Source organism: Mesorhizobium sp. BE184 (genome assembly GCF_031457045.1).
Classification (GTDB): Bacteria; Pseudomonadota; Alphaproteobacteria; order Rhizobiales; family Rhizobiaceae; genus Mesorhizobium.
In genome coordinates this window covers 296,581-317,517 of sequence record NZ_JAVDVU010000001.1, presented here as the reverse complement: position 1 = coordinate 317,517, position 20,937 = coordinate 296,581, and the positions used below count along the sequence as shown (strand labels likewise).

Genomic DNA, 20,937 nt, shown 5'->3' with positions numbered 1-20,937 from the left:
CTGATTTGTTGAGGCATTTCCTGCGAAACGGGTCGCTGCTTGCTTTCGTCATCGCGGCGATCGTGACGTTTTTCGCGGCTTCGGCCGCCTTTGCCGTCGAACCCATCAAGATTTCCCGCGACGATGTTGCGCTGGACCTATCCGGCGCGGTCGAAATCTACCGGAATCAGGGCGAGAATTTTCAGGTTTCGACCGCTCCAGGACCGGACGGCATCGTGCGGCGAATCGAAGTCGAGGCCAACGATGCCCGCTCGACCGGCGACTGGGCCGTGTTCGCGCTCGCCAATACCACCGACCAACAACTCGACCGGCTGATCGTCGCGCCGCATTTCAGGCTGGTGAATTCCGGTATCTTCTGGCCGGATCTCGGCGCCACCCGCATCGCCGCGATCACGCCGAGCGAAGGCTTTGCGCTCGATCGTCAGGGCAGCAACGACGCCGACGTTTTCCTTGTCACCCTGAACCCCGGCACCGTCGTCACCTTCATCGCCGAACTGGCTTCGCCGAAGCTACCGCAGGTTTATCTGTGGGAGCCTGAATCCTACAAGGATTCGGTCAATTCCTACACGCTGTTCCGCGGCATCGTCATCGGCATTGCCGGGCTTCTGGCGCTGTTCCTGACCATCCTTTTCGTGGTCAAGGGCACCTCGATGTTTCCCGCCACCGCCGCCCTTTCCTGGGCGGTCCTGGCCTATATCTGTGTCGATTTCGGCTTTCTGAGCAAGGTGATCGAAATTTCCCCCGGCAACGAGCAGATATGGCGGGCCGGAACCGAGGTGGCGCTGGCCACCACCTTCGTGGTCTTCCTCTTCGCCTATCTCAATCTCAACCGATGGCATGGCCATTTCAGCTATGGCGCAATCGTCTGGCTGCTGGGCCTGATCCTCATTGCCGGCGTCGCCATCATCGACCCGGCCATCGCCGCGGGCATCGCACGGCTTTCCTTCGCGGCAACAGCCGTAACCGGGCTCGGCCTCATCATCTTCCTCGGAATCCGCGGCTACGACCGCGCCATCATGCTCGTGCCCAGTTGGGTCATGGTGCTGTTATGGCTATGCGGCTCATGGATGGCCGTTACCGGCCTGCTCGACAATGATATCGCCCAGCCGGCGCTCGGCGGCGGGCTGATCCTGATCATCCTTCTGATCGGCTTTACCGTCATGCAACATGCGTTTGCCGGCGGCGCGCTGCACCAGGGTCTGTTTTCCGATCTCGAAAGGCAGGCGCTGGCGGTTTCTGGCTCCGGCGACACCGTCTGGGACTGGGACGTCCTGCGCGACCGCGTGGTGACGCGTCCGGACGTCAGCCTTCAGCTCGGCCTGGCGCCGAACAGCCTTGGCGGAGCGGCGCGCAACTGGCTGCCCGTTCTGCATGCCGACGACCGTGACACCTTCCGCACCACGCTGGACGTTGTGCTGGAACATCGACGCGGCCGCGTGTCGCAGAATTTCCGACTGCGCGGCGCGGACGGCCACTATCACTGGTTTTCCCTGCGCGCCCGGCCCGTCGTCGGGTCCGACGGCGAGGTCATCCGCTGCGTCGGCACGATGGTCGATGTCACCGAACAGAAGAAATCCGAGGAACGGCTGCTGCACGACGCCGTTCACGACAATCTGACCGGGCTGCCCAACCGCGAACTCTTCATGAACCGCCTCGAGGCGGTCATCTCGATTGCCCGCACCGAGGAAAAGGTGCGGCCGACGGTCTTCGTCATCGACATCGACCGCTTCAAGCAGGTCAATGACGGGCTCGGGATTTCGGCAGGCGACACCATCCTGCTGACCGTGGCGCGGCGGCTGCACCGGCTGCTCAAGCCGAAGGATTCGCTTTCGCGCTTCGCCGGCGACCAGTTTGCGCTGATGCTCCTGTCCGAGCAGGACCCGGCGCGTATCGCCACTGTTGCCGATGCAATCAAGCACGCGATCAGCGCGCCGATCACCTTCGCCAAGCGGGAAATCGTTCTGACGGCATCCATCGGCCTCATCACCTGGACATCGACCGAAGTTTCCGCCGAGGACATCGTCAAGGATGCCGAACTTGCCATGCATCAGGCAAAGCGCTTCGGGGGCGACCGTATCGAACCGTTCCGTCCAGCCTTCCGGACGGTCGGCACCGACCGGCTGCAGTTCGAGTCCGACCTGCGCCGCGCCATCGAGCGGCGCGAATTCACCCTCGCCTACCAGCCCATCGTGCGGCTGGAGGACAACAGCGTCGCCGGGTTCGAGGCGCTGCTGCGCTGGGATCATCCGCGCCGCGGCATGATCCCGCCGGGGGACTTCATTCCGGTGGCGGAAAGCTGCGGCGTCATCGTGCAGCTGGGTCTTTTCGCCATGCAGAAGGCGGCCGAAGACCTTGCCGGCTGGCAAAAGCAGATCGGCGACACGCCGCTTTCGGTTTCGGTCAACTTGTCGAGCCGCCAGCTCATCCGCCGCGATCTCGTCAGCGACGTGCGTTCGGTGATCGCGCGCGCCAACATCAAGCCGCGATGCCTGCGGCTCGAACTGACGGAATCGCTGGTGATGGACAATCCCGAGCAGGCCGCCCATGTGCTGGGCAAGCTCAAGCAACTGGGCATCGGCCTGTCGCTCGACGATTTCGGCACCGGCTATTCGTCGCTGTCCTACCTGACGCGCTTTCCCTTCGACACGATCAAGATCGACAAGAGCTTCGTTGACGACACGACGCCGAAACGGGCCGTTCTGCTGCGCTCCATGGTCAACATGGCGCACGAGCTCGGCCTGTCGGTCGTCGCCGAAGGCATTTCGGACCAGCGCGACGCGCTGGAGCTGCGGCAGATGGGCTGCGAATATGTCCAGAGCTTCATGTTCGGCGCGCCGATGGCGGGCGATGCCGTGGTCAAGCTGCTGAAGGAACAGTATCCCGTCGGTCAGGCGTGACCGGCGGCGAGGCTCAAATGCGCCAGATCGATGCCGATGGACGCCAGCACGCGATCGTATTTGCTTTCGATGTCGCTATCGAAGAGCAGCGCGGGCGTGGCCGGACAGGTCAGCCAGCCGTTCTCGGCGATCTCGCTTTCGAGCTGGCCAGCGCCCCAGCCGGCATAGCCGAGCGCCATCAAGGCATGACGCGGGCCCCTGCCGGCGGAAATCGCCCGCAATATATCGACGGTGGCGGTGAGGCAGATGTCGTCCGACACAGGCAGGGACGAGTCGACCCTGTAATCGCCGGTATGCAGCACGAAGCCCCTGCTGCGGTCCACCGGACCGCCGTTGCGAACGACGAAATCGCGCGTCTGCGGCGGCAGGCGAATGGCCTCCTGCTCGTTCATGATGCCAAGCTGGACCAGGAGGTCGGGAAACAGCATCTGCTGGGTCTGGTTGATGATGAGGCCGATCGCGCCCTCGTCGCTATGGGCGCAGATATAGATCACCGAGCGTGCAAAACGGTCGTCCTTCATGCCGGGCATGGCAATCAGGAACTGGTCATCCAGGAAGCCGCTTCGTGCGGCTGGCCTCTTGTGACGCAAAAGATCCATGCCGCAAGGTAACGCGTTTTGGCCTGCCTTGAAAGATGCGGGAGCAAGCCGGTTTGGCCGGCGTCGTCGCACAGGTCACGCAAAAATGATGGTCGCGTGTCGGCGCCTGCGGTTGCGCCGCCACAAAGACAACGTCAAATCACCGCCATGAATAAGCTGGAAGTCCTGTCGTTCAGCCTGTTTTTTACAGTCGCGGCCTGCGGGTTCGCCTCGGCGTCGTCGTCGGCCTGGTATGAAAGCCAGGGGGGCCGCGTGCGGCTCGTCACGACGGGGACTGCCGATCAGGCGGGCCGGATACAGGGCGTTCTGGAGATCGCTCTCAAGCCGGGCTGGAAGACCTATTGGCGTGATCCGGGCGACAGTGGCGTGCCGCCGCAGATCGACGTGAACGCCAGCGCGAATGTGGCAGGCGTCGACCTGTCCTTTCCCGCGCCGCAGCGCCATGACGACGGCTACGGGCAATGGGCAGGCTACGACCGTTCGGTAGCCTTGCCTGCCGTCTTCACACTGAAATCCCCCGGCGACAAAGCGTTGATCGAAGCGCATGTGTTTCTCGGCATCTGCGAAACCATCTGTATTCCCGTGCAGACGACGCTGTCGGTCGACCCCGCCTCGGACCCCGACAACGCCACCGACGCCGAACTCGTCAAGACCGCGTTCGCCGCGCTGCCGCAAGCGGAGAGAAGCGATTTCCGCGCCGTCACCGTGGCAGGGGATGATGAGACGCTGAATGTCGAGGTGGCTGCTCCAGGCGCGCCGGATGACGTGGATTTCTTCGTCGCCGGGAACCAGGATTATATGTTCGGCCCGCCGACGCGGACGGAACAGAACGGCAAGGTGCTGTTCTCCGTGCCGATCCTCGACCGGCCGGACACTATTCCCGCCGGCGCCGGGCTGCATTACACCGTGACGGGAACCACTGGCGCGGTCGAAGGGTTGCTGCCCTATCCATGACCTGGTCCTGGCGGTTGCGGCGTCAGCTTTGCTCCGCTATCGCTGCATCTGCTTTTCCACTTGCGAGGTTTTCATGACGATTTCCGTTGGCGACAAGCTGCCCGAGGCGACGTTCAAGACCATGACCGCCGATGGCGGCAAGGCCTTGAGCACGGCCGAGATATTTTCGGGCAAGAAAGTCGTGCTTTTCGCCGTTCCAGGCGCTTTCACCCCCACTTGCAGCAACAACCACCTGCCGGGCTATCTCGACAATTACGACGCCATTCTGGCGCGTGGGGTCGACACGGTGGCCGTGGTGGCGGTGAACGACCATCATGTCATGGGCGCATGGGCCCGCTTCACCGGCGGCGAAGGCAAGATCCTCTACCTCGCCGATGGCAATGGCGATTTCGTCAAGGCGCTGGGGCTGGACATGGACGCGAGTGGCGGCGGCATGGGCCTGCGCTCGAAGCGGTTTTCCATGATCGTGGATGACGGCAAGGTCGTCACCCTCAACATCGAGGGCGCGCCCGGCCAGGCGGTGGAATCGGGCGCTGTGAGAATCCTCGAGCAGCTCTGAAAATTCCATCTCGCCGCATATCCCGCGCCGGTGTCGAAAAGCCGGCCGTGAAGTCAATCACGTTCAGGAGCACCTGCATGTTGGAACTGGTCCTGCGTGGAGCCGCGATCGGTCTCGGCGCGACGGTGCTCATGGATTTGTGGGCGATAGTTCTCAATCGCGGTTTCGGGCTGCCAAGGCCGAACTGGGGCCTTGTCGGCCGCTGGGTCTGGCATCTGCGCGATGGAAAAATCTTCCACGACGCCATCGGCAATGCCGCGCCCTATTCAGGCGAGCTGGCGCTCGGCTGGGCTTTCCATTACGCGGTCGGCATCCTCTACGGGATCATCCTGGCCTTGCTTGTCGGCGTCAGCTGGTTCGTACAACCGACCTTCCTGCCGGCCTTCATCTGGAGCATTCTGACGGTCGGCGCCGGCTGGTTCCTGCTGGCGCCCGGCATGGGCGCAGGCTGGGCGTCCTCGAAAGCGCCCAATCCGACGAAGGTCCGAGTGCTCAACCTTGTCTCGCACACGGTGTTCGCGCTCGGCCTCTTCGGTTCGGCGCTGCTGATCCGCTAAGCCTGCCAGCGCCTCAATAGCTCTGGTTGGACCGCCGGACCGGCTTCTTCGCCGGGCCGGGTCGCTTGACGGAGGCGGAAGACGCGACCGACTTCGTCGGCTTGAATGGCGCCATGCCGGCGCGGGCGAGTTCGTCGGCGCGCTCGTTCTCCGGGTGCCCGGCATGGCCCTTCACCCAGTGCCAGGTCACGGTATGACGCTTGCGCGCCTCATCCAGCGCCTGCCACAGCTCGGCGTTCTTGACCGGCTTCTTGTCGGCCGTCTTCCAGCCATTGCGTTTCCAGCCATCGATCCAGCCGGAAATGCCGTCCTTAACGTAGCTGCTGTCGGTGTAGAGATCGACAACGGTGCCGTCCTTGATGGCGTTCAGCGCGCTGATCGCGGCCATCAGCTCCATGCGGTTGTTGGTCGTCAACTGCTCGCCGCCATTGAGCTCGCGCGTCGCGCCGTCATTGGCCCCTTCGCTGCGCAGGCGAAGCACCGCGCCCCAGCCGCCGGGGCCGGGATTGCCGGAACACGCGCCGTCCGTATAGGCCTCGACGCGCCTCACGCCGTCACCGTCTCGATCTTGAGGCCATATTCCTCGGCCGAACCGATCTGCCGGTGGAAGCGCATGCGCCGCAGATATTCGAGCGGGTCCTTCTTGACCACCAGACTGCCCGCCGGCGTGTTCAGCCAGTCGTAAAGCCGGGTCAGCAGGAAGCGCAGGGCCGAGCCGCGCGCCAGTATGGGCAGCGCCTTCGCCTCCTCGGCGGAAAGCGGACGCACGGCGGTGTAGCCGCCGAGCAGCGCCATGCCCTTGGTCAGGTTGAAGGCGTTGTCCTTTTCGAAGCACCAGGCGTTGAGGCAGATGGCAATGTCGTAGGCCAGAAGGTCGGTACAGGCGAAATAGAAATCGATGACGCCCGACAGGCGCTTGCCGAGGAAAAAGACGTTGTCGGGAAAAAGATCGGCATGGATGACGCCTGATGGAAGTTCGGTCGGCCAGTTGGCTTCCAGAAAGGCCAGGTCGCTTTCCACTTCCGCGGCAAGCCCCTCTTCGACCTCGCCGGCGCGGTCGCGGGCCTTGTCCCACAGGGGCCGCCAGCCGGACACGGACAGGGCATTGTCCCGGCGCATGGCAAAATCCTGGCCGGCGAGGTGCATTTGCGCCATCGCCCTGCCAACCTCGCGGCAGTGGTCCACCGTCGGCCGCCGCATCCACATGCCTTCGAGGAAAGTGATGATCGCGGCGGGGCGACCGGCCAGTTCGCCGATGGTCTGGCCATCCTTGCGCGTGACCGGCAGCGGGCAGCTCAGGCCCTTGCCGGCGAGGTGCCGCATCAGTCCCAAAAAGAACGGCAGGTCGTCCCGGTTCACCCGCTTCTCGTACAACGTGAGGATATAGACGCCGGTGGAGGTGTGCAGCAGGAAGTTGGAGTTTTCGACGCCTTCGGCGATGCCCTTGTAGGAGAGCAGTTCGCCGATGCCATAGTGCTCAAGGAAAGCAGCGAGCTCGATCTCGCCGATGTCGGTGTAGACGGCCATGCCTATGCCGTCCCGTTGACGAAAGCCATGTCGGCGGGCGTCAGCTCGACATCGCGCAGCACGCGCATGACCGGGAAGTTTTCCGTTTCCTCGGCGGTGGCGGCGAGTTCGACCCTGACATCGAAGCGCTGGCGGAACGCGTCGATGATCTCGTCGACGATGATTTCAGGCGCCGACGCCCCGGCCGAGAGGCCGAGAACCGAAATATCGCCGAGGGTCTCCCACGGTATCTCGCCGGCGCGCTGCACCAACAGCGAACGCCTGGCGCCAGCACGCTCGGCGACCTCGACCAGCCGGCGCGAATTGGACGAATTGGGCGCGCCGACCGTCAGGAAGAGATCGGTGCCCGGAGCCGCCTCCTTCACCGCGTCCTGGCGGTTTGTCGTCGCGTAACAGATCGATTCAGCCGCCGGCGCCTGCATGTTCGGGAACTTCTGCTCCAGCGCCCTCAGCAGGCCGGCGGTGTCCTCGACCGACAGCGTCGTCTGGGTGACGAAGCCAAGCGCATCGGCGTCCCGCGGCACGAAATTGGCAACGTCTTCCTCGGTTTCGATCAGCGTCACCGCGCCTTCGGCAAGCTGGCCCATCGTGCCGATGACCTCGGGATGGCCGGCATGGCCGATCAGCAGCACGTGGCGGCCCTGCCGCTGGTGGCGCATGGCCTGCTTGTGTACCTTGGAGACGAGCGGGCATGTGGCGTCGAGATAGAAGAGATTGCGGGCCTGCGCGTCCGCCGGCACCGATTTCGGCACGCCATGGGCGGAAAACACCACCGGCGACCGCCGATGCTCTGCGGGTATCTCCGACAGTTCCTCGATGAACACCGCGCCGAGGTTCTGCAGGCCCTCGACGACATAGCGGTTGTGGACGATCTCGTGGCGGACATAGACAGGCGCGCCGTATTTTTTCAGCGCCAGCACGACGATCTGGATGGCGCGGTCGACGCCGGCGCAGAAGCCGCGCGGCTGGCACAGCCTGATCGTCAAGGGCGGCTTGGTGTGAAGCATTCTTCCGGTTCCGTTCAAGGCTGGAAATGCGGCGTGCGTGTCGCACTGTCAAGGCCGGCGGCGCATTTGAGAAGCGCCAGGTCCAAATACCACGCCAGCCGTCGAAGCACCCCTCACCGGCAAATATCCGGCTCTATTTTCCCTTGTATTGACGCCGCAGCCACACCAGCAGCACACCGAGCAGCGCCAACGCCAGCCCGTACCATGTCACGGCATATTGCAGGTGATTGTTGGGCAGGTCGACAATGGTGACGCCGCCGACCGGCAGGCCGCCGGGATTGGGCGTTGCATCGGCGTCGATGAAGATCGGCACGATGCCGGCGCCGGCCGGAAGCCCAGCCGTTGCAGCCATCGCGTCGCGGTCCTTCCAGTAGAAGATGTTCTTGGCCGGATCGTTTTCGGGCACCATCGACGACGGCTTGCCGGCCAGCGGATTGCGCGCAAGCCCGGTGACGGTGACCCTGCCGGCAGGCTGGCTTTGCGGCCGCCTTGCCGGTTCCTTGAGGTCGTAGGGCACGAAGCCGCGGTTTACCAGCACGTAGCGGCCGTCATCGAGCCGCAAGGGCGTGAAGATGTTGAAGCCGGAATCGCCCTGCCATGTAGCAAAGAAATGGCGCTCGCCCTGATTCAGGAATGTGCCCGACACCGTGACCGGCACATAGTCGACATCGCCGGAGGCAGCGAATTGCCGCTCCACGTCCGCCAGGGGCAGCGGCGCCGAATGCATGCGCGTCTCGATCGTGTGCAGCAGGCCTTCCTTCCACTGCAGGCGCTGCACCTGCCAGGTGCCCAGCCCGATCAGGATCAGGAAAGCGATTGCGCCGAGAACCAGCGCCAAAGCCTTGCGGGGCCGACTATGGCCCGCATCCGCTTGATGCACACCGGTGCTCATTTGCCGCCGTCCAGCCTGCCTTCGGCTGCCTTGTTGCTGTATTGCAGCGTCAAGAGCACGCCCTTGATGAGGCGCAGCGCACCGAGACAGAGGACCAGCGTCAGCGGCACCCACAGGATGAAGTGCAGCCATAGCGGCGGATTGAGCGTCACCTCCATCCACAGCGCCAGTCCGACCACGACGAAACCGATGATCAGGATGACAAAGACGGCGGGACCATCGCCGGCATCGGCGTAGGAATAATCCAGTCCGCAATTGACGCAGCTTTTGCCGACCGACAGGAAGCCGGAAAACAGCCTGCCCTCGCCGCAGCGCGGGCAGCGGCCCCGCAGGCCGGCGGAAATCGGCTCGACGGGCGCCCACAGCGCTTTGTCTTCATCCATGATCAACTCCCACGGCCGAGGCCATGAGCGTCGTTTAAAAGCGACGCCAAAAAGACAAGGGGCGGCCATGTCGCCACGGCCACCCCCTCATATCATATCGATCGGGCTCAGCCGGCGTGTTCGATGACCGCGCCGTGCGAGGCCCACACATAGATGCAGGCGAACAGGAACAGCCAGACCACGTCGACGAAGTGCCAGTACCAGGCCGCCGCCTCGAAGCCGAAATGCTGCTTCGGGGTGAAATCGCCGCGCATGGCGCGCACCAGGCAGACGCCTAGGAAGATGGTGCCGATGATGACGTGGAAGCCGTGGAAACCGGTCGCCATGAAGAAGGTGGCGCCGTAGATCGAGTCCTTGAAGGCGAACGGCGCGTGGATGTACTCGTAGGCCTGGACCATGGAGAACAACAGCCCGAGGCCGACGGTGAGCACCAGGCCGTTGATCAGGCCCTTGCGGTCGCCATGGATGAGCGAATGGTGCGCCCAGGTGACCGTGGTGCCCGAAAGCAGCAGGATGATCGTATTGTAGAGCGGCAGGTGGAAGGGATCGAGCACCTCCATGCCCTTCGGCGGCCAGACGCCGCCGGTGAATTCGGCGCGCGCTACCTGATGGATTTCGTTCGGGAACAGGCTGGCGTCGAAGAAGGCCCAGAACCAGGCGACGAAGAACATCACCTCGGAGGCGATGAACATGATCATGCCGTAGCGCAGGTGCAGGGAAACCACCCGCGTGTGGTGGCCCTCATGCGCTTCCTTCACCGTGTCCGACCACCACGAGAACATCACATAGAGGATGACCAGCAGGCCGACAAAGAAGATCCACGGACCGGCGATGTTCAACCCGACCAGGTGGAACTCGTTGCCCTTGAGATACTGCATCCAGGCGACGCCGCCGATGGCCATGATGAGCGCACCGACCGAGCCGATGAACGGCCACGGGCTGGGATCGATGATATGGTAGTCGTGTTGCGGTTTTGCGTGTGCGTCTGCCATGTCAACCCCCGAGAGTCTCTGCGGTATTCGGAATAGTCGTGCTCTTGTCTTCGACCGGCGCCGCGGCAACCGGCTTGTTCGCCTCGATCGGGAACATCGTATAGGAAAGCGTAATCGTCTTGATGTCTTTCAGTTCTGGCGCATTGACGATGTCGGGGTCAACATAGAAGACCACCGGCATATCCATCGTCTGGCCGGCCTGCAAGGTCGTATCGGTGAAGCAGAAGCACTCCACCTTGTTGAAATAGGCGCCGGCCATTTCCGGCACGACGTTGAAGGTCGCGCGGCCGGCCGACGGCCTGTCGAACTTGTTGGTCGCGGTATAGTGCGCCTGCGCCGTCTCGCCGATCTTGATCGTCATCGAACGCGCCACGGGCGCGAAATCCCACGGCACGCCGGAGGTGTTGGCGTCGAAGCGGATCGTGATGTCGCGGTCGAGCACGCGGTCGGCATATTGCGTCGTCCGCCGCGTGGTGCCGCCATAGCCCGTCGCCTGGCAAAACATCTGGTAGAGCGGCACGGCGGCGTAGGCCATCCCGATCATGCCGACGAAAAACGCCACGCAGATGCCAGCGACGACGCCGTTGCCCCTGGCACCGGTAGCCTTCTGTCTGGTTTTTTCAGCAGGCTGGCTCATTCAATCCCTCACAGCGGCCGGTTGAGGATCGAGGGGCCGAACTTGGCGATGGTCGCCACATAGAAGATGATGACGAGCACGCCAAGCGCCAGGCCAATCGCCACCGAGCGATTGCGGCGGGCCTTCTTCTGCCGGTCGGTCAAGGTGACGAGTTCGAGCTTTTCTTCGGGCATGGTTACAGGCCACCCATCGAGAGGAACCGCTCGACGACGCTGTCGCCAAGGTAGGCCGCGAAGATGGCGAAGAGATAGAGCAGCGAATAGCCGAACAATGCCTTGGCCGGCTTCATCACCCGATCGGAGTCCGGCATGGTGAAAACCCGCCAGGAATAACCGACGAAACCGATGCCGAGCAGCGCGGCGGCAACACCGTAGACGGCGCTCGTATAGCCCATTGCCCAGGGCAGGACGCCGATTGGCGCCAGGACCAGCGCATAGGCGAAAATCTGGCGGCGGGTCGAGGCCTCACCGGCGACGTTCGGCATCATCGGGATGCCGGCGCGCGCATAGTCGCCCGACTTGAACAAAGCCAGCGCCCAGAAATGCGGCGGCGTCCACAGGAAGATGATGAGAAACAGGATGACGCTTTCGAGGCTGACCGATCCGGTCGCAGCCGCCCATCCGATGACCGGCGGGATAGCGCCGGCGGCGCCGCCGATGACGATGTTCTGCGGCGTCCAGCGCTTCAGCCACATCGTGTAGACGACGGCGTAGAAGAAGATGGTGAAGGCGAGCAAAACGGCGGCCAGCCAGTTGACCAGCACGCCGAGCGTCATCACCGACAGCGCCGACAGAACCAGCCCGAAGACCAGCGCTTCGCCGGGCAGCACGCGGCCCGACGGCACCGGCCGGTTGGCGGTGCGGGTCATGACCGCGTCGATGTCGGCGTCATACCACATGTTCAGCGCGCCCGACGCGCCGGCGCCGATGGCGATGGCGAGGATGGCGATGACGGCGAGAAGCGGATTGATCGCGACCGGGGCGGCCACCAGCCCGACGAACGCGGTGAACACCACGAGTGACATGACGCGCGGCTTCAAGAGGGCGAAGAAATCCCCGGCGGTGGCTTCCGACACGCGAAAGCCCGCTTCTTCGATCCGGGTATCGTCAACAAGGGCCATACGTACTCAAATTCCAGTCATTCTGGCCAAAATCGCTGGCCGTTTGGCCAAAACCGCCGGCGGGGCCGGCGGTCCTGAACGTTCTGCTGCCGCTTACTTGATCCTGGGCAGCTGCTCCCACTGGTGGAAGGGCGGCGGCGAAGGCAGCTGCCATTCCAGTGTCGTTGCGCCCTCGCCCCACGGGTTGGCGCCGGCGACGCGCTTCTTCTGGAAGGCTTCGAACACGCCGTAGAGGAAGATCAGCACGCCGACCGCCGAGATGTAGGAGCCGATCGACGAAACATGGTTCCAGCCGGCGAACGCGTCCGGATAGTCGATGTAGCGGCGCGGCATACCGGCGAGGCCGAGGAAATGCTGCGGGAAGAACACCAGGTTCACGCCGACGAACGTAACCCAGAAGTGCGTGTTGCCGATCACCGGCGAATACATGTAGCCGGTCATCTTGGGGAACCAGTAGTACCAGGCGGCGAAGATGGCGAACACGGCGCCGAGCGACAGCACGTAATGGAAGTGCGCCACGACGTAGTAGGTATCGTGCATCGAACGGTCGAGGCCGGCATTGGCCAGCTGCACGCCGGTGACGCCACCAACCGTGAACAGGAAGATGAAGCCGACTGCCCACAGCATCGGGGTACGGAACGAGATAGAGCCGCCCCACATGGTCGCGATCCAAGAGAAGATCTTCACGCCGGTCGGCACCGCGATGACCATGGTTGCGAAGACGAAATAGCGCTGCGTGTCGAGCGACAGGCCGGTGGTGTACATGTGGTGCGCCCACACGACGAAGCCGACGGCGCCGATGGCGACCATGGCATAGGCCATGCCGAGATAGCCGAAGACAGGCTTGCGGGAGAAGGTCGAGACGATGTGGCTGACGATGCCGAAGCCCGGCAGGATCAGGATGTACACTTCGGGATGGCCGAAGAACCAGAACAGGTGCTGGAACAGGATCGGGTCGCCGCCATTTTCGGGCACGAAGAAGGACGTTCCGAAATTGCGATCGGTAAGAAGCATGGTGATGCCGCCCGCCAGAACCGGCAAGGAAAGCAGCAGCAGGAAGGCGGTGATCAGCACCGACCAGGCGAACAGCGGCATCTTGTGCATGGTCATGCCCGGCGCGCGCATGTTGAAGATGGTGGTGATGAAGTTGATCGCGCCGAGGATCGAGGAAGCGCCGGCGATGTGCAGCGACAGGATCGCCAGATCCATGGCCGGTCCGGGCTGGCCCGACGTCGAGAGCGGCGGATAGATCGTCCAGCCGCCGCCAACGCCCCAGGCACCGGGCGCGCTCGGCATGAAGGCCGACAGGATCAGCAGGATGAACGCCGGCGGCAGAAGCCAGAAGGAGATGTTGTTCATGCGCGGGAACGCCATGTCCGGCGCGCCGATCATGATCGGAACCATCCAGTTGGCGAAGCCGCCGATCAGCGCCGGCATGACCATGAAGAAGATCATGACCAGCCCATGGGCGGTGGTGAAGGCGTTGTACATCGACTTGCCGGCATCGATCGATTCATCGGCGCCGACGCCGTAGACCATCTGGGCGAGACCGTTGAATATCTGGATGCCCGGCTCCGCCAGCTCCCAGCGCATCATGACCGAAAGGAACCCGCCAAGGCAGCCGGCGAAGATCGCGAAGATCAGATAGAGCGTGCCGATATCCTTGTGGTTGGTGGAATAAACCCACCGGACCCAGCCACGATACGGCTTGTGGTCATGATCGTCGTGAGCTGCAGCGTGCGCCATTTTCCGCTCCGTTCCCTATTCTTGCTTGGCCGTGCGTCAGTTGCCGGCGGCCGCTACCTTGTTGGTACCCTCGACCTCGGCCATCAGCGCCTTGTTGGCGCCGGGAAGGTCTGCCTTGGCCGCTGCCAGCCAGGTGTTGTATTGAGCATCCGAAACGACGCGGATCGCGATCGGCATGAAGGCGTGGTCCTTGCCGCACAATTCCGAGCACTGGCCATAATAGAGGCCTTCCTTCTCGGGCTTGAACCAGATTTCGTTGATGCGGCCGGGCACCGCGTCGGTCTTGACGCCGAAAGCCGGCATGGCGAAAGCGTGGATCACGTCGGCCGCGGTCACCAGAACGCGCGTCGTCGTGTTGACCGGCACGACCATCTCGTTGTCCACCGCCAGCAGGCGCGGGTAGGCAGCCTTGTCTTCCTTGCCGAGACCGGCGCGATCGCCGTCCTGCAGCAGGGCTGAGTTGTAGGAAAGCGGCTGATCGACCTGATATTCGTAGTCCCAATTCCACTGGTTGGCCGTCGCCTTGATGGTCAGCTTCGGCTCTTCCGGCGGCGTGTACTGCGCGGTCAAAAGCTGGAAGGAGGGAATGGCGATGAACAGCAGGATCACGACCGGCCCCACGGTCCAGAGCACCTCGATGAAGGTGTTGTGGCTCGTGCGCGTCGGGGTCGGGTTGACGCTGTCGCGGAACCTGAAGAAGCAGTAGGCAATCAGCCCCAGCACAAACAGGGTGATCGGTACGATGAACCAGAGCGTGTAATGCTCGAACCAGGTGATCTGGCTCATCATGCCGGTGGCGGCGGGCTGGAATGTCATCTGCCATTCGACAGGCTGCGCCGCATGGGCGGAAGCACCTGCGAGAAACGCGGTCGTGGCGCTGGCGCCTGCAATAAATTTCCTCATCGCCCTCATCATCTCCCAGTGCCCTCACGATCCGGCCGCAAGAATACATAACAATGCCCGAACGGGAATCCCGGACAGCTAAGCGTGGTTCAAACCATACTCTTTTTCCCGCCGCAAGAAAGGAGCGGCCGAAACCGTGCGGCATTTTTGCGCGTAAGGCTGGCGGCGGCTGCACGCCGCGCCAGATATCGTGCGGAAGGTTGCCCGCCGGGCCTGTTTTTCCGCCATCGCACGGTATAAAGCAGGGCGAACGGGTCCGAACGAGGATTTTGGCCTGAAAACCGCATTCGAGCCGCATTCAAGGCGGACTGAAGCCTGTCGCCTGCTTTTCCTCTGCTTTTGCCGGGCTTAAAGTGCCGTGATTCGTGATGGAGCCGTTATGAACTCTTGGGTCTCGAAAATTTCGGCGAAGGTCGTCCTGCTTGCCGCCCTGTCGATGTGCGCAAGCGCGTATGCCGCGCAGCCGAGCGGCACGGTGAAATCGACCCATGGCGCCTGGTCCATCATCTGCGATACGCCGGCCGGCGCGACCTCCGAGCAATGCGTGATGATGCAGAATGTCGTCGCCGAGGACAGGCCCGAGATGGGCCTTTCGGTGGTCGTCCTGCGCACCGCCGACAACAAGGCGGAAATCCTGCGCGTGCTGGCGCCCCTTGGCGTGCTTTTGCCGAACGGCCTTGGCCTGAACGTCGACGGCAAGGATATCGGCCGCGCCTATTTCGTCCGCTGCTTCCAGGACGGGTGCTACGCCGAGGTCATCCTCGAAAAGCCGCTGCTCGACACGCTGAAGACCGGCAAGGCCGCGACCTTCATCGTCTTCCAGACGCCTGAGGAAGGCATCGGCATCCCGGTCGACCTGAAAGGCTTCGGCGAAGGCTTCGCAGCGCTGCCCTGACCTATTCGGCTTTTCGCCTGGCCTTCTCTGCGCGCCGCTTGTCGGTCATTCCGTCGTGCGGACCAAGCGCGTGCGTCGGATGACCGTCCCACCAGTCGGGATGCAGCGGTCTGCGCTCAGGATGGAGGGGATAGAATACACGGTTCTCCGGCTTGGTCCGTTCGCCCACCACGAGAAGGCGGACGTCGGCGTCGGTGTTGTTGAGAAAGCTGTGCGCGATCCCGGTGCCGGCCGGAAACCCGACGGCATCGCCAGGCACTAGCCGATGGAGATAGCCGTCGATCCAGACGTCAGGTTCGCCTTCGATGACGTAGACAAACTCTTCTTCGGCACTCTCGGCATGCGGAAAGGATGTGCGCCGGCCGGGGGGCAGCCGCTGATGGTGGATGCCCAGCTTTGTCAGGCCGAAATGTCTGCCGAAAGGCGCTCCGATGCTCATCGGCTCGTCATCTTCGTCATAGTGCCAGTCGTCGTCGTGTTCGATGTCATGCCAATGGGCGATGAAGGATGGTCTTTCCCGTACCGGCATTTTTGATCCTCGAAGGTTTGCGGCGGACAGCTTCCGCCGCGGGGTTGCCATATCCTCGCGGGGCTAAGGCCAATGAGCGGAACGGCAAAGACTGCTGGATCAAGGCCTTGCCGAGGAAGGCTCCCTTGCCAATCTGGACGTCGCCTTCGTTGGCAGCGTCACGCCAACATATGTATATGCGGAAATCGGTCCGCGATATGGCAGTCCTTCATGGTTCGCATCAAGGCGTCCGTCCGCCAGTAGCGGTTGCCGAATGGGACCGACGCGCCTACATCGGTGAAAACCATTCCCCGTTCAGGACAACCCTCCATGACCAGCCTCATCGGCAAGTTCGACATTTCCGAAGACCGCATCAAGCGGATCGTCGCCGATACGCTCAACGGCGCCGACGATGGCGAACTGTTCCTCGAATACAGCGAGAGCGAAGCGCTGATGTTCGACAATGGCCGGCTGAAGACGGCCAATTTCAACACCGACCAGGGCTTCGGACTGCGCGCCGTGGCCGGCGAGGCAAGCGGCTACGCCCATTCGAGCGAGCTGTCGGAGGCGGCGCTCCTGCGCGCCTCCGATGCCGTGGCCACGGTCAAGGGCGGCTATTCCGGCACGCTGGCGGAAGCGCCGCCGCGCACCAACCGCCATCTCTACAGCGACGAGAACCCGATCCCGTCGCCGTCCTTCGAGGCGAAAGCCAAGCTGCTGCAGGAGGTCGACGCCTTTTTGCGCAACGCCGATCCGCGCGTGCGGCAGGTGACGGCCTCGCTCACCTCGTCGTGGCAGCATGTCGAGATCGTGCGTGCCGACGGCCAGACGGTGCGCGACATCCGCCCGCTGGTCCGGGTCAATGTCGGCGTCGTCGTCGGCGAAGGCGACCGCCAGGAAAGCGGTTCCTTCGGCATTGGCGGGCGCACCGGCTTCGACCAGTTCGTCGCCGAGGACAGCTGGAAGCACACCGCGCAGGAGGCGCTGCGGCAGGCGCTCGTCAACCTCGAGGCCATTCCTGCCCCGGCTGGCACCTTCGACATCGTGCTGTCGAGCGGCTGGCCAGGCGTCATGCTGCACGAAGCGGTCGGGCATGGGCTGGAAGGCGATTTCAACCGCAAGAAGACCTCGGCTTTCGCCGGATTGCTCGGCCAGCAGGTCGCCGCCAGGGGCGTGACGGTCGTCGACGACGGAACCATCGCCGAACGGCGCGGCTCGCTGACCGTGGACGACGAAGGCACCCCTTCGGCGCGCAATGTGCTGATCGAAGACGGCAAGCTGGTCGGCTACATGCAGGACCGGCAGAACGCCCGTCTGATGGGCATGAAGGCGACCGGCAACGGGCGGCGCGAGAGCTATGCCCACCAGCCAATGCCGCGCATGACGAACACCTACATGACCGCCGGCGACATGGAACCCGAGGAAATCATCGCCTCGGTCAAGAACGGCATCTATGCCGTGTCCTTCGGCGGCGGACAGGTCGATATCACGTCCGGCAAGTTCGTGTTCGGCTGCACCGAGGCCTACATGATCGAGGACGGCAAGGTCACCCAGCCGATCAAGGGCGCCATGCTGATCGGCAACGGCCCCGACGCCATGCACCGCGTCTCCATGATCGGCAACGACATGAAGCTCGATACCGGCATCGGCATGTGCGGCAAGGCCGGCCAGGGCGTGCCGGTCGGCGTCGGCCAGCCGCATCTCAGGATGGACCAGATGACGGTCGGCGGGACGCGGGTTTAGTCGCTCCGAACCTTGTTTTCCTGATCGGCTAAACCCAGGAGGCTGTCGTCTTGGGCAAGCGGTGATCCGGATCGATGACGTTGAGCTTCGGTGCGCCGTCCTCGTTCCAGCGCCACAGCGCCACGCAGGTGCCGCCCGGCGACATGACGGAGGGGTAAATCACGCCGTCAAATCCGTCTGCCAACAGCCGCTGTCTCAATGCGTGCGTCTCAGGCGTCAGCCCCCGGTCCATCGCGTCGCGCCATTGGCAGCGATGGATGTCCGGCCCGATGTTCAAAGCGGCCAGCGTCTCCTCATGGGTCAAATCGGCCAGACGCGCCTGCAGCAGCTCAAGTTGCGCGATCAGCGCCGGATGCTGGACAAAGCCCTGATTGTATTCGGCCCAGGCGGTCGATAATTCGCGAGCCGCGTAGATCGTCCTGGCGCCGACGGGGTTCCATCGCCCGCCGAAACGCGCCGCCCCTTCGCCCGAAAGCGGCACATGAGCCCAGCGCGGGACGAAGGCCCGCCAGAGCACCTGCGGCGGCAGCGATTCAGGCATAGACGCCGGAACGCACTGCCTCCAGATAGGAAAGCACTTTTTCGGCCTTGCCGTCGTGGACGAGATCGTAGGCCGTCTTGCCGGCCCAGCCGGGGATCGGCTGATGCTTGAACCAGATGGCGGCGCGCTGTTCGTCGCCGGCCATTTCACTGGCCATCGAGAGAATGCGGACGACAGGGCTCAAAGCCGCATCGACCTTGCGCGCGCCAGTCTTGGCAGTCAGCGTGTTGCGGGCGACACCGATAAGGCCGGCCAGTTCACCCAGATTGACGCCAAGCTGTTCGGCAACGCGCCTTGCCGAGAGGAAGGGGGTTCGTCCTTCCTCAAACCGCAATGCCGCAATTTGGAATGCCGCCGAGCTCATTTATTCTATCCATGAATTGACTAGGTCATGTCAAAATAAGCTCAATCGGTGCGCAATTCAAGCCCGCGCCCATCAACGCCTTTTCCGCGGCTTCTCCAGCAGCGCGACCGCCTCGACATGCGGCGACCAGAGGAACTGGTCGATGGGCGTGACGCTTTTCAGCCTGTAGCCGCCGTCCAGCAAGATGCGCAGGTCGCGCGACAGCGTCACGGGATTGCAGGACACAGCGGCCACATAAGGCACGTCGGAGCGGGCAATCTGCTTTGCCTGGTCCTCGGCGCCGGCGCGCGGCGGGTCGAACACCAGCCCGTCGAAAGCGGCCAGTTCCTTGAAGGTGAGCGGACGGCGGAAAAGGTCGCGCTTCTCGGTCGTCACCCGCTTGAGGCCGCTGGCGAAGCGAAAGCCGCGGTCGAGGGCGGCAAGCGCGGCGGCATCGCCTTCCACTGCATGGACCTCGGACTTCGACGCCAGCCGCAACGCGAAACTGCCGCAGCCGGAAAACAGGTCGGCAATCCGCTTGGCTTTCGCGAGATGCTCGCCGACCAGCCCGGCCATGGCCTGCTCGGCTTGATGGGCCGCCTGCAGAAACGCACCGGGCGGTGGGCTGACGGCGACATTGCCGAACATGACCACGGGCTTTTTCGTCTCGACGACGACCTCGCCATCGACGGAAAGCCGCGCCAGGCCTTCGCGGATGGCGAAATCCGCGGCGTCGCGACGCTGCCTGTCATCCAGAAGGCCAGAATCCTGAGCAGCGACATCAAGGCCGGAAATCGTGGCCGTTACAGTCAAATGAAACGGCTTCGTCGTGGTGCAGATGGAACTTGCAACGGCTCTCAGCCTGTCGAAAGCACCGACGATCTCGGGAAGCAGGATCGGGCATTCCTCGATGGGAATGATCTCCGACGACAGATGCCGGTTGAAGCCGAGCAGCATGCCGGCCTCGGTGCGGCGCACGGCCAGCGTGGCGCGGCGGCGCGTGTGCGGTTCGCAGGCAATGATCGGACCGACAGCGCAGTCGATTCCTCTCAAGGCCTGAATGACCCGCTCCCTTTTCCAGGCACGGTAGGCGTCGGTTTCCAGATGCTGCAGCGCGCAGCCGCCGCATTCGGTGAAATGACGGCAGGGCGGCACGACACGCAGCGGCGAAGGTTCGAGCACAGCCATCAAGGCGGCGCGATCCCTCGCAAGCGCCGCCGTCACCGTTTCGCCCGGCAGCGTGAAAGGGATGAAGACATCGCCGGACTCGGTCCGGGCGATGCCGTCACCGTGCGCGCCCAGCCTGTCGATGGTGAAACGCACGTTCATCGGTCCTTTATCCCACCAAGCAGGAATTCGCGGTTGCCGTCGCCGCCTTCGATTGGCGAAGGATGCAGGCCGACAGCATGCCAGCCCGAAACGGCATTCAGCCAGTCACGCAAATCTTCGGCTATGCGCTCGGCATCCGCCGGGTCCCTCAGAAGTCCGCCCTTGCCAATGCGTTCGCGGCCCGCCTCGAATTGCGGCTTGACCAGCAGGACGGCCTTGGCGTCCTTTCCCGCCAGGGCGAGCGCCGGCGGCAGCGCCAGCTTCAGCGAGATGAAGGAAACGTCCGAGACGATGAAATCCGGCACGCGTCCGGCCAGATCGGACGCGGTGAGGTTGCGGGCGTTCAGCCCCTCGACGGATGTCACGCGGCTGTCGGCGCGGACCGAAGAATGCATTTGTCCGTGGCCGACATCGATGGCCGTGACATGGCCAGCGCCGCGCTCGAGCAGGACCTGCGTGAAGCCGCCGGTCGATGCGCCGATGTCGAGCGCATCCGCGCCTTGCGGATCGAAGCCGAAATGGTCCAGCCCGGCGATCAGCTTCAGCGCGGCGCGCGAGACATAATTCCGGGCCGGATCGGCCACGGCGATCTCGGCGTCGCCGGAAACCAGAACACCCGCCTTGACCTGCGCCAGTCCATCGACGGAAACCGTGCCGCGCTGAACCGCGTCGCGGGCGCGCGACCGGCTGGCGAACAGGCCGCGTTCGACGAGCAGTTCATCGAGCCGCTGACGCTGGCTGGCTGGCTGATTGTTCATCCGCCTTCAATGGCGAAAGCGGACCACGAACGCAACCGTTGTGACCG

The 20,937-nt window shown here is 63.6% G+C and carries 23 protein-coding genes; 6 read left to right on the top strand and 17 right to left on the bottom strand.

All coding sequences use genetic code 11. The annotated features are described in order from the left end of the window. Positions 1 to 8: 8 nt before the first annotated feature. Complete coding sequence (locus J2X35_RS01535; RefSeq protein WP_056107775.1) at positions 9 to 2,897, top strand: EAL domain-containing protein; 2,889 nt, start codon at positions 9 to 11, stop codon at positions 2,895 to 2,897. On the opposite strand, the gene J2X35_RS01530 is transcribed toward J2X35_RS01535, so the two are convergent. Further along, a complete protein-coding gene (locus J2X35_RS01530; protein ID WP_056107772.1) occupies positions 2,888 to 3,496 on the bottom strand; it encodes a YqgE/AlgH family protein in 609 nt (202 codons plus the stop codon). The two genes, J2X35_RS01535 and J2X35_RS01530, sit on opposite strands and share 10 nt — an antisense overlap. A gap of 147 nt (positions 3,497 to 3,643) precedes the next feature. Between J2X35_RS01530 and J2X35_RS01525 the strand changes: the two genes are divergently transcribed. The 3 genes from J2X35_RS01525 to J2X35_RS01515 all read left to right on the top strand — a co-directional run bounded on the left by J2X35_RS01525 (position 3,644) and on the right by J2X35_RS01515 (position 5,566). Continuing rightward, positions 3,644 to 4,450, top strand: coding sequence for a protein-disulfide reductase DsbD domain-containing protein (locus J2X35_RS01525; RefSeq protein WP_310180466.1), 807 nt, complete (start codon positions 3,644 to 3,646; stop codon positions 4,448 to 4,450). Positions 4,451 to 4,523: 73 nt separating this feature from the next. Further along, a complete protein-coding gene (locus J2X35_RS01520; protein WP_056107767.1) occupies positions 4,524 to 5,009 on the top strand; it encodes a peroxiredoxin in 486 nt (161 codons plus the stop codon). 77 nt (positions 5,010 to 5,086) lie between these two features. Then, positions 5,087 to 5,566 carry a DUF2938 domain-containing protein gene (locus J2X35_RS01515; RefSeq protein ID WP_310180465.1) on the top strand — a complete coding sequence of 160 codons (480 nt, stop codon included), beginning with the start codon at positions 5,087 to 5,089 and terminating at the stop codon, positions 5,564 to 5,566. A 13-nt stretch (positions 5,567 to 5,579) separates the two neighbouring features. Here J2X35_RS01515 and rnhA read toward each other — a convergent pair whose 3' ends face one another. The 11 genes from rnhA to coxB form a co-directional block, all read right to left on the bottom strand. After that, positions 5,580 to 6,116, bottom strand: coding sequence for a ribonuclease HI (gene rnhA / locus J2X35_RS01510; protein ID WP_310180464.1), 537 nt, complete (start codon positions 6,114 to 6,116; stop codon positions 5,580 to 5,582). Continuing rightward, positions 6,113 to 7,093 carry a homoserine kinase gene (locus J2X35_RS01505; protein WP_310180463.1) on the bottom strand — a complete coding sequence of 327 codons (981 nt, stop codon included), beginning with the start codon at positions 7,091 to 7,093 and terminating at the stop codon, positions 6,113 to 6,115. Before J2X35_RS01505 ends, rnhA begins: the two co-directional genes overlap by 4 nt. 2 nt (positions 7,094 to 7,095) lie before the next feature. Then, positions 7,096 to 8,100 (bottom strand): 4-hydroxy-3-methylbut-2-enyl diphosphate reductase, encoded by a 1,005-nt coding sequence (ispH, locus tag J2X35_RS01500; protein WP_310180461.1) that lies wholly within the window; start codon positions 8,098 to 8,100, stop codon positions 7,096 to 7,098. A gap of 133 nt (positions 8,101 to 8,233) precedes the next feature. Further along, positions 8,234 to 8,992: an SURF1 family protein gene (locus J2X35_RS01495; RefSeq protein WP_310180460.1), complete on the bottom strand. Its 759-nt coding sequence runs from the start codon at positions 8,990 to 8,992 to the stop codon at positions 8,234 to 8,236. Beyond that, a complete protein-coding gene (locus tag J2X35_RS01490; protein WP_056115195.1) occupies positions 8,989 to 9,375 on the bottom strand; it encodes a DUF983 domain-containing protein in 387 nt (128 codons plus the stop codon). Before J2X35_RS01490 ends, J2X35_RS01495 begins: the two co-directional genes overlap by 4 nt. A gap of 107 nt (positions 9,376 to 9,482) precedes the next feature. Continuing rightward, positions 9,483 to 10,367 (bottom strand): cytochrome c oxidase subunit 3, encoded by an 885-nt coding sequence (locus tag J2X35_RS01485; RefSeq protein ID WP_056107750.1) that lies wholly within the window; start codon positions 10,365 to 10,367, stop codon positions 9,483 to 9,485. A 1-nt stretch (position 10,368) separates the two neighbouring features. Continuing rightward, a complete protein-coding gene (locus J2X35_RS01480; RefSeq protein WP_310180458.1) occupies positions 10,369 to 11,004 on the bottom strand; it encodes a cytochrome c oxidase assembly protein in 636 nt (211 codons plus the stop codon). Between the two features lie 8 nt (positions 11,005 to 11,012). Beyond that, positions 11,013 to 11,177 carry a hypothetical protein gene (locus J2X35_RS01475; protein ID WP_056107742.1) on the bottom strand — a complete coding sequence of 55 codons (165 nt, stop codon included), beginning with the start codon at positions 11,175 to 11,177 and terminating at the stop codon, positions 11,013 to 11,015. A gap of 2 nt (positions 11,178 to 11,179) precedes the next feature. Beyond that, positions 11,180 to 12,124 carry a heme o synthase gene (locus tag J2X35_RS01470; protein ID WP_056107738.1) on the bottom strand — a complete coding sequence of 315 codons (945 nt, stop codon included), beginning with the start codon at positions 12,122 to 12,124 and terminating at the stop codon, positions 11,180 to 11,182. A gap of 93 nt (positions 12,125 to 12,217) precedes the next feature. After that, the gene (gene ctaD, locus J2X35_RS01465) at positions 12,218 to 13,870 is read right to left on the bottom strand and encodes a cytochrome c oxidase subunit I (RefSeq protein ID WP_056107736.1); all 1,653 of its coding nucleotides are present in this window, start codon (positions 13,868 to 13,870) and stop codon (positions 12,218 to 12,220) included. A gap of 36 nt (positions 13,871 to 13,906) precedes the next feature. Then, positions 13,907 to 14,773 (bottom strand): cytochrome c oxidase subunit II, encoded by an 867-nt coding sequence (gene coxB, locus J2X35_RS01460; protein WP_056115191.1) that lies wholly within the window; start codon positions 14,771 to 14,773, stop codon positions 13,907 to 13,909. Between the two features lie 379 nt (positions 14,774 to 15,152). Between coxB and J2X35_RS01455 the strand changes: the two genes are divergently transcribed. Next, positions 15,153 to 15,668: an invasion associated locus B family protein gene (locus J2X35_RS01455; RefSeq protein ID WP_056107733.1), complete on the top strand. Its 516-nt coding sequence runs from the start codon at positions 15,153 to 15,155 to the stop codon at positions 15,666 to 15,668. 1 nt (position 15,669) lies between these two features. Here J2X35_RS01455 and J2X35_RS01450 read toward each other — a convergent pair whose 3' ends face one another. After that, positions 15,670 to 16,197: a cupin domain-containing protein gene (locus J2X35_RS01450; protein WP_056107730.1), complete on the bottom strand. Its 528-nt coding sequence runs from the start codon at positions 16,195 to 16,197 to the stop codon at positions 15,670 to 15,672. Between the two features lie 309 nt (positions 16,198 to 16,506). On the opposite strand from J2X35_RS01450, the gene tldD reads away from it, so the two are divergent. Then, positions 16,507 to 17,919 carry a metalloprotease TldD gene (tldD, locus tag J2X35_RS01445; RefSeq protein ID WP_310180457.1) on the top strand — a complete coding sequence of 471 codons (1,413 nt, stop codon included), beginning with the start codon at positions 16,507 to 16,509 and terminating at the stop codon, positions 17,917 to 17,919. 28 nt (positions 17,920 to 17,947) lie between these two features. On the opposite strand, the gene J2X35_RS01440 is transcribed toward tldD, so the two are convergent. The 4 genes from J2X35_RS01440 to J2X35_RS01425 form a co-directional block, all read right to left on the bottom strand. After that, positions 17,948 to 18,487 carry an RES family NAD+ phosphorylase gene (locus J2X35_RS01440; RefSeq protein ID WP_405023189.1) on the bottom strand — a complete coding sequence of 180 codons (540 nt, stop codon included), beginning with the start codon at positions 18,485 to 18,487 and terminating at the stop codon, positions 17,948 to 17,950. Further along, positions 18,453 to 18,824, bottom strand: coding sequence for an antitoxin Xre/MbcA/ParS toxin-binding domain-containing protein (locus J2X35_RS01435; RefSeq protein WP_310180455.1), 372 nt, complete (start codon positions 18,822 to 18,824; stop codon positions 18,453 to 18,455). The genes J2X35_RS01440 and J2X35_RS01435 overlap by 35 nt, the downstream gene beginning before the upstream one ends. Positions 18,825 to 18,896: 72 nt before the next feature. Then, a complete protein-coding gene (locus tag J2X35_RS01430) occupies positions 18,897 to 20,132 on the bottom strand; it encodes a class I SAM-dependent RNA methyltransferase (protein ID WP_310180454.1) in 1,236 nt (411 codons plus the stop codon). Beyond that, positions 20,129 to 20,890, bottom strand: a complete 762-nt coding sequence (locus tag J2X35_RS01425) for a TlyA family RNA methyltransferase (protein WP_310180453.1) — start codon at positions 20,888 to 20,890, stop codon at positions 20,129 to 20,131. The genes J2X35_RS01430 and J2X35_RS01425 overlap by 4 nt, the downstream gene beginning before the upstream one ends. Positions 20,891 to 20,937: the final 47 nt, after the last annotated feature.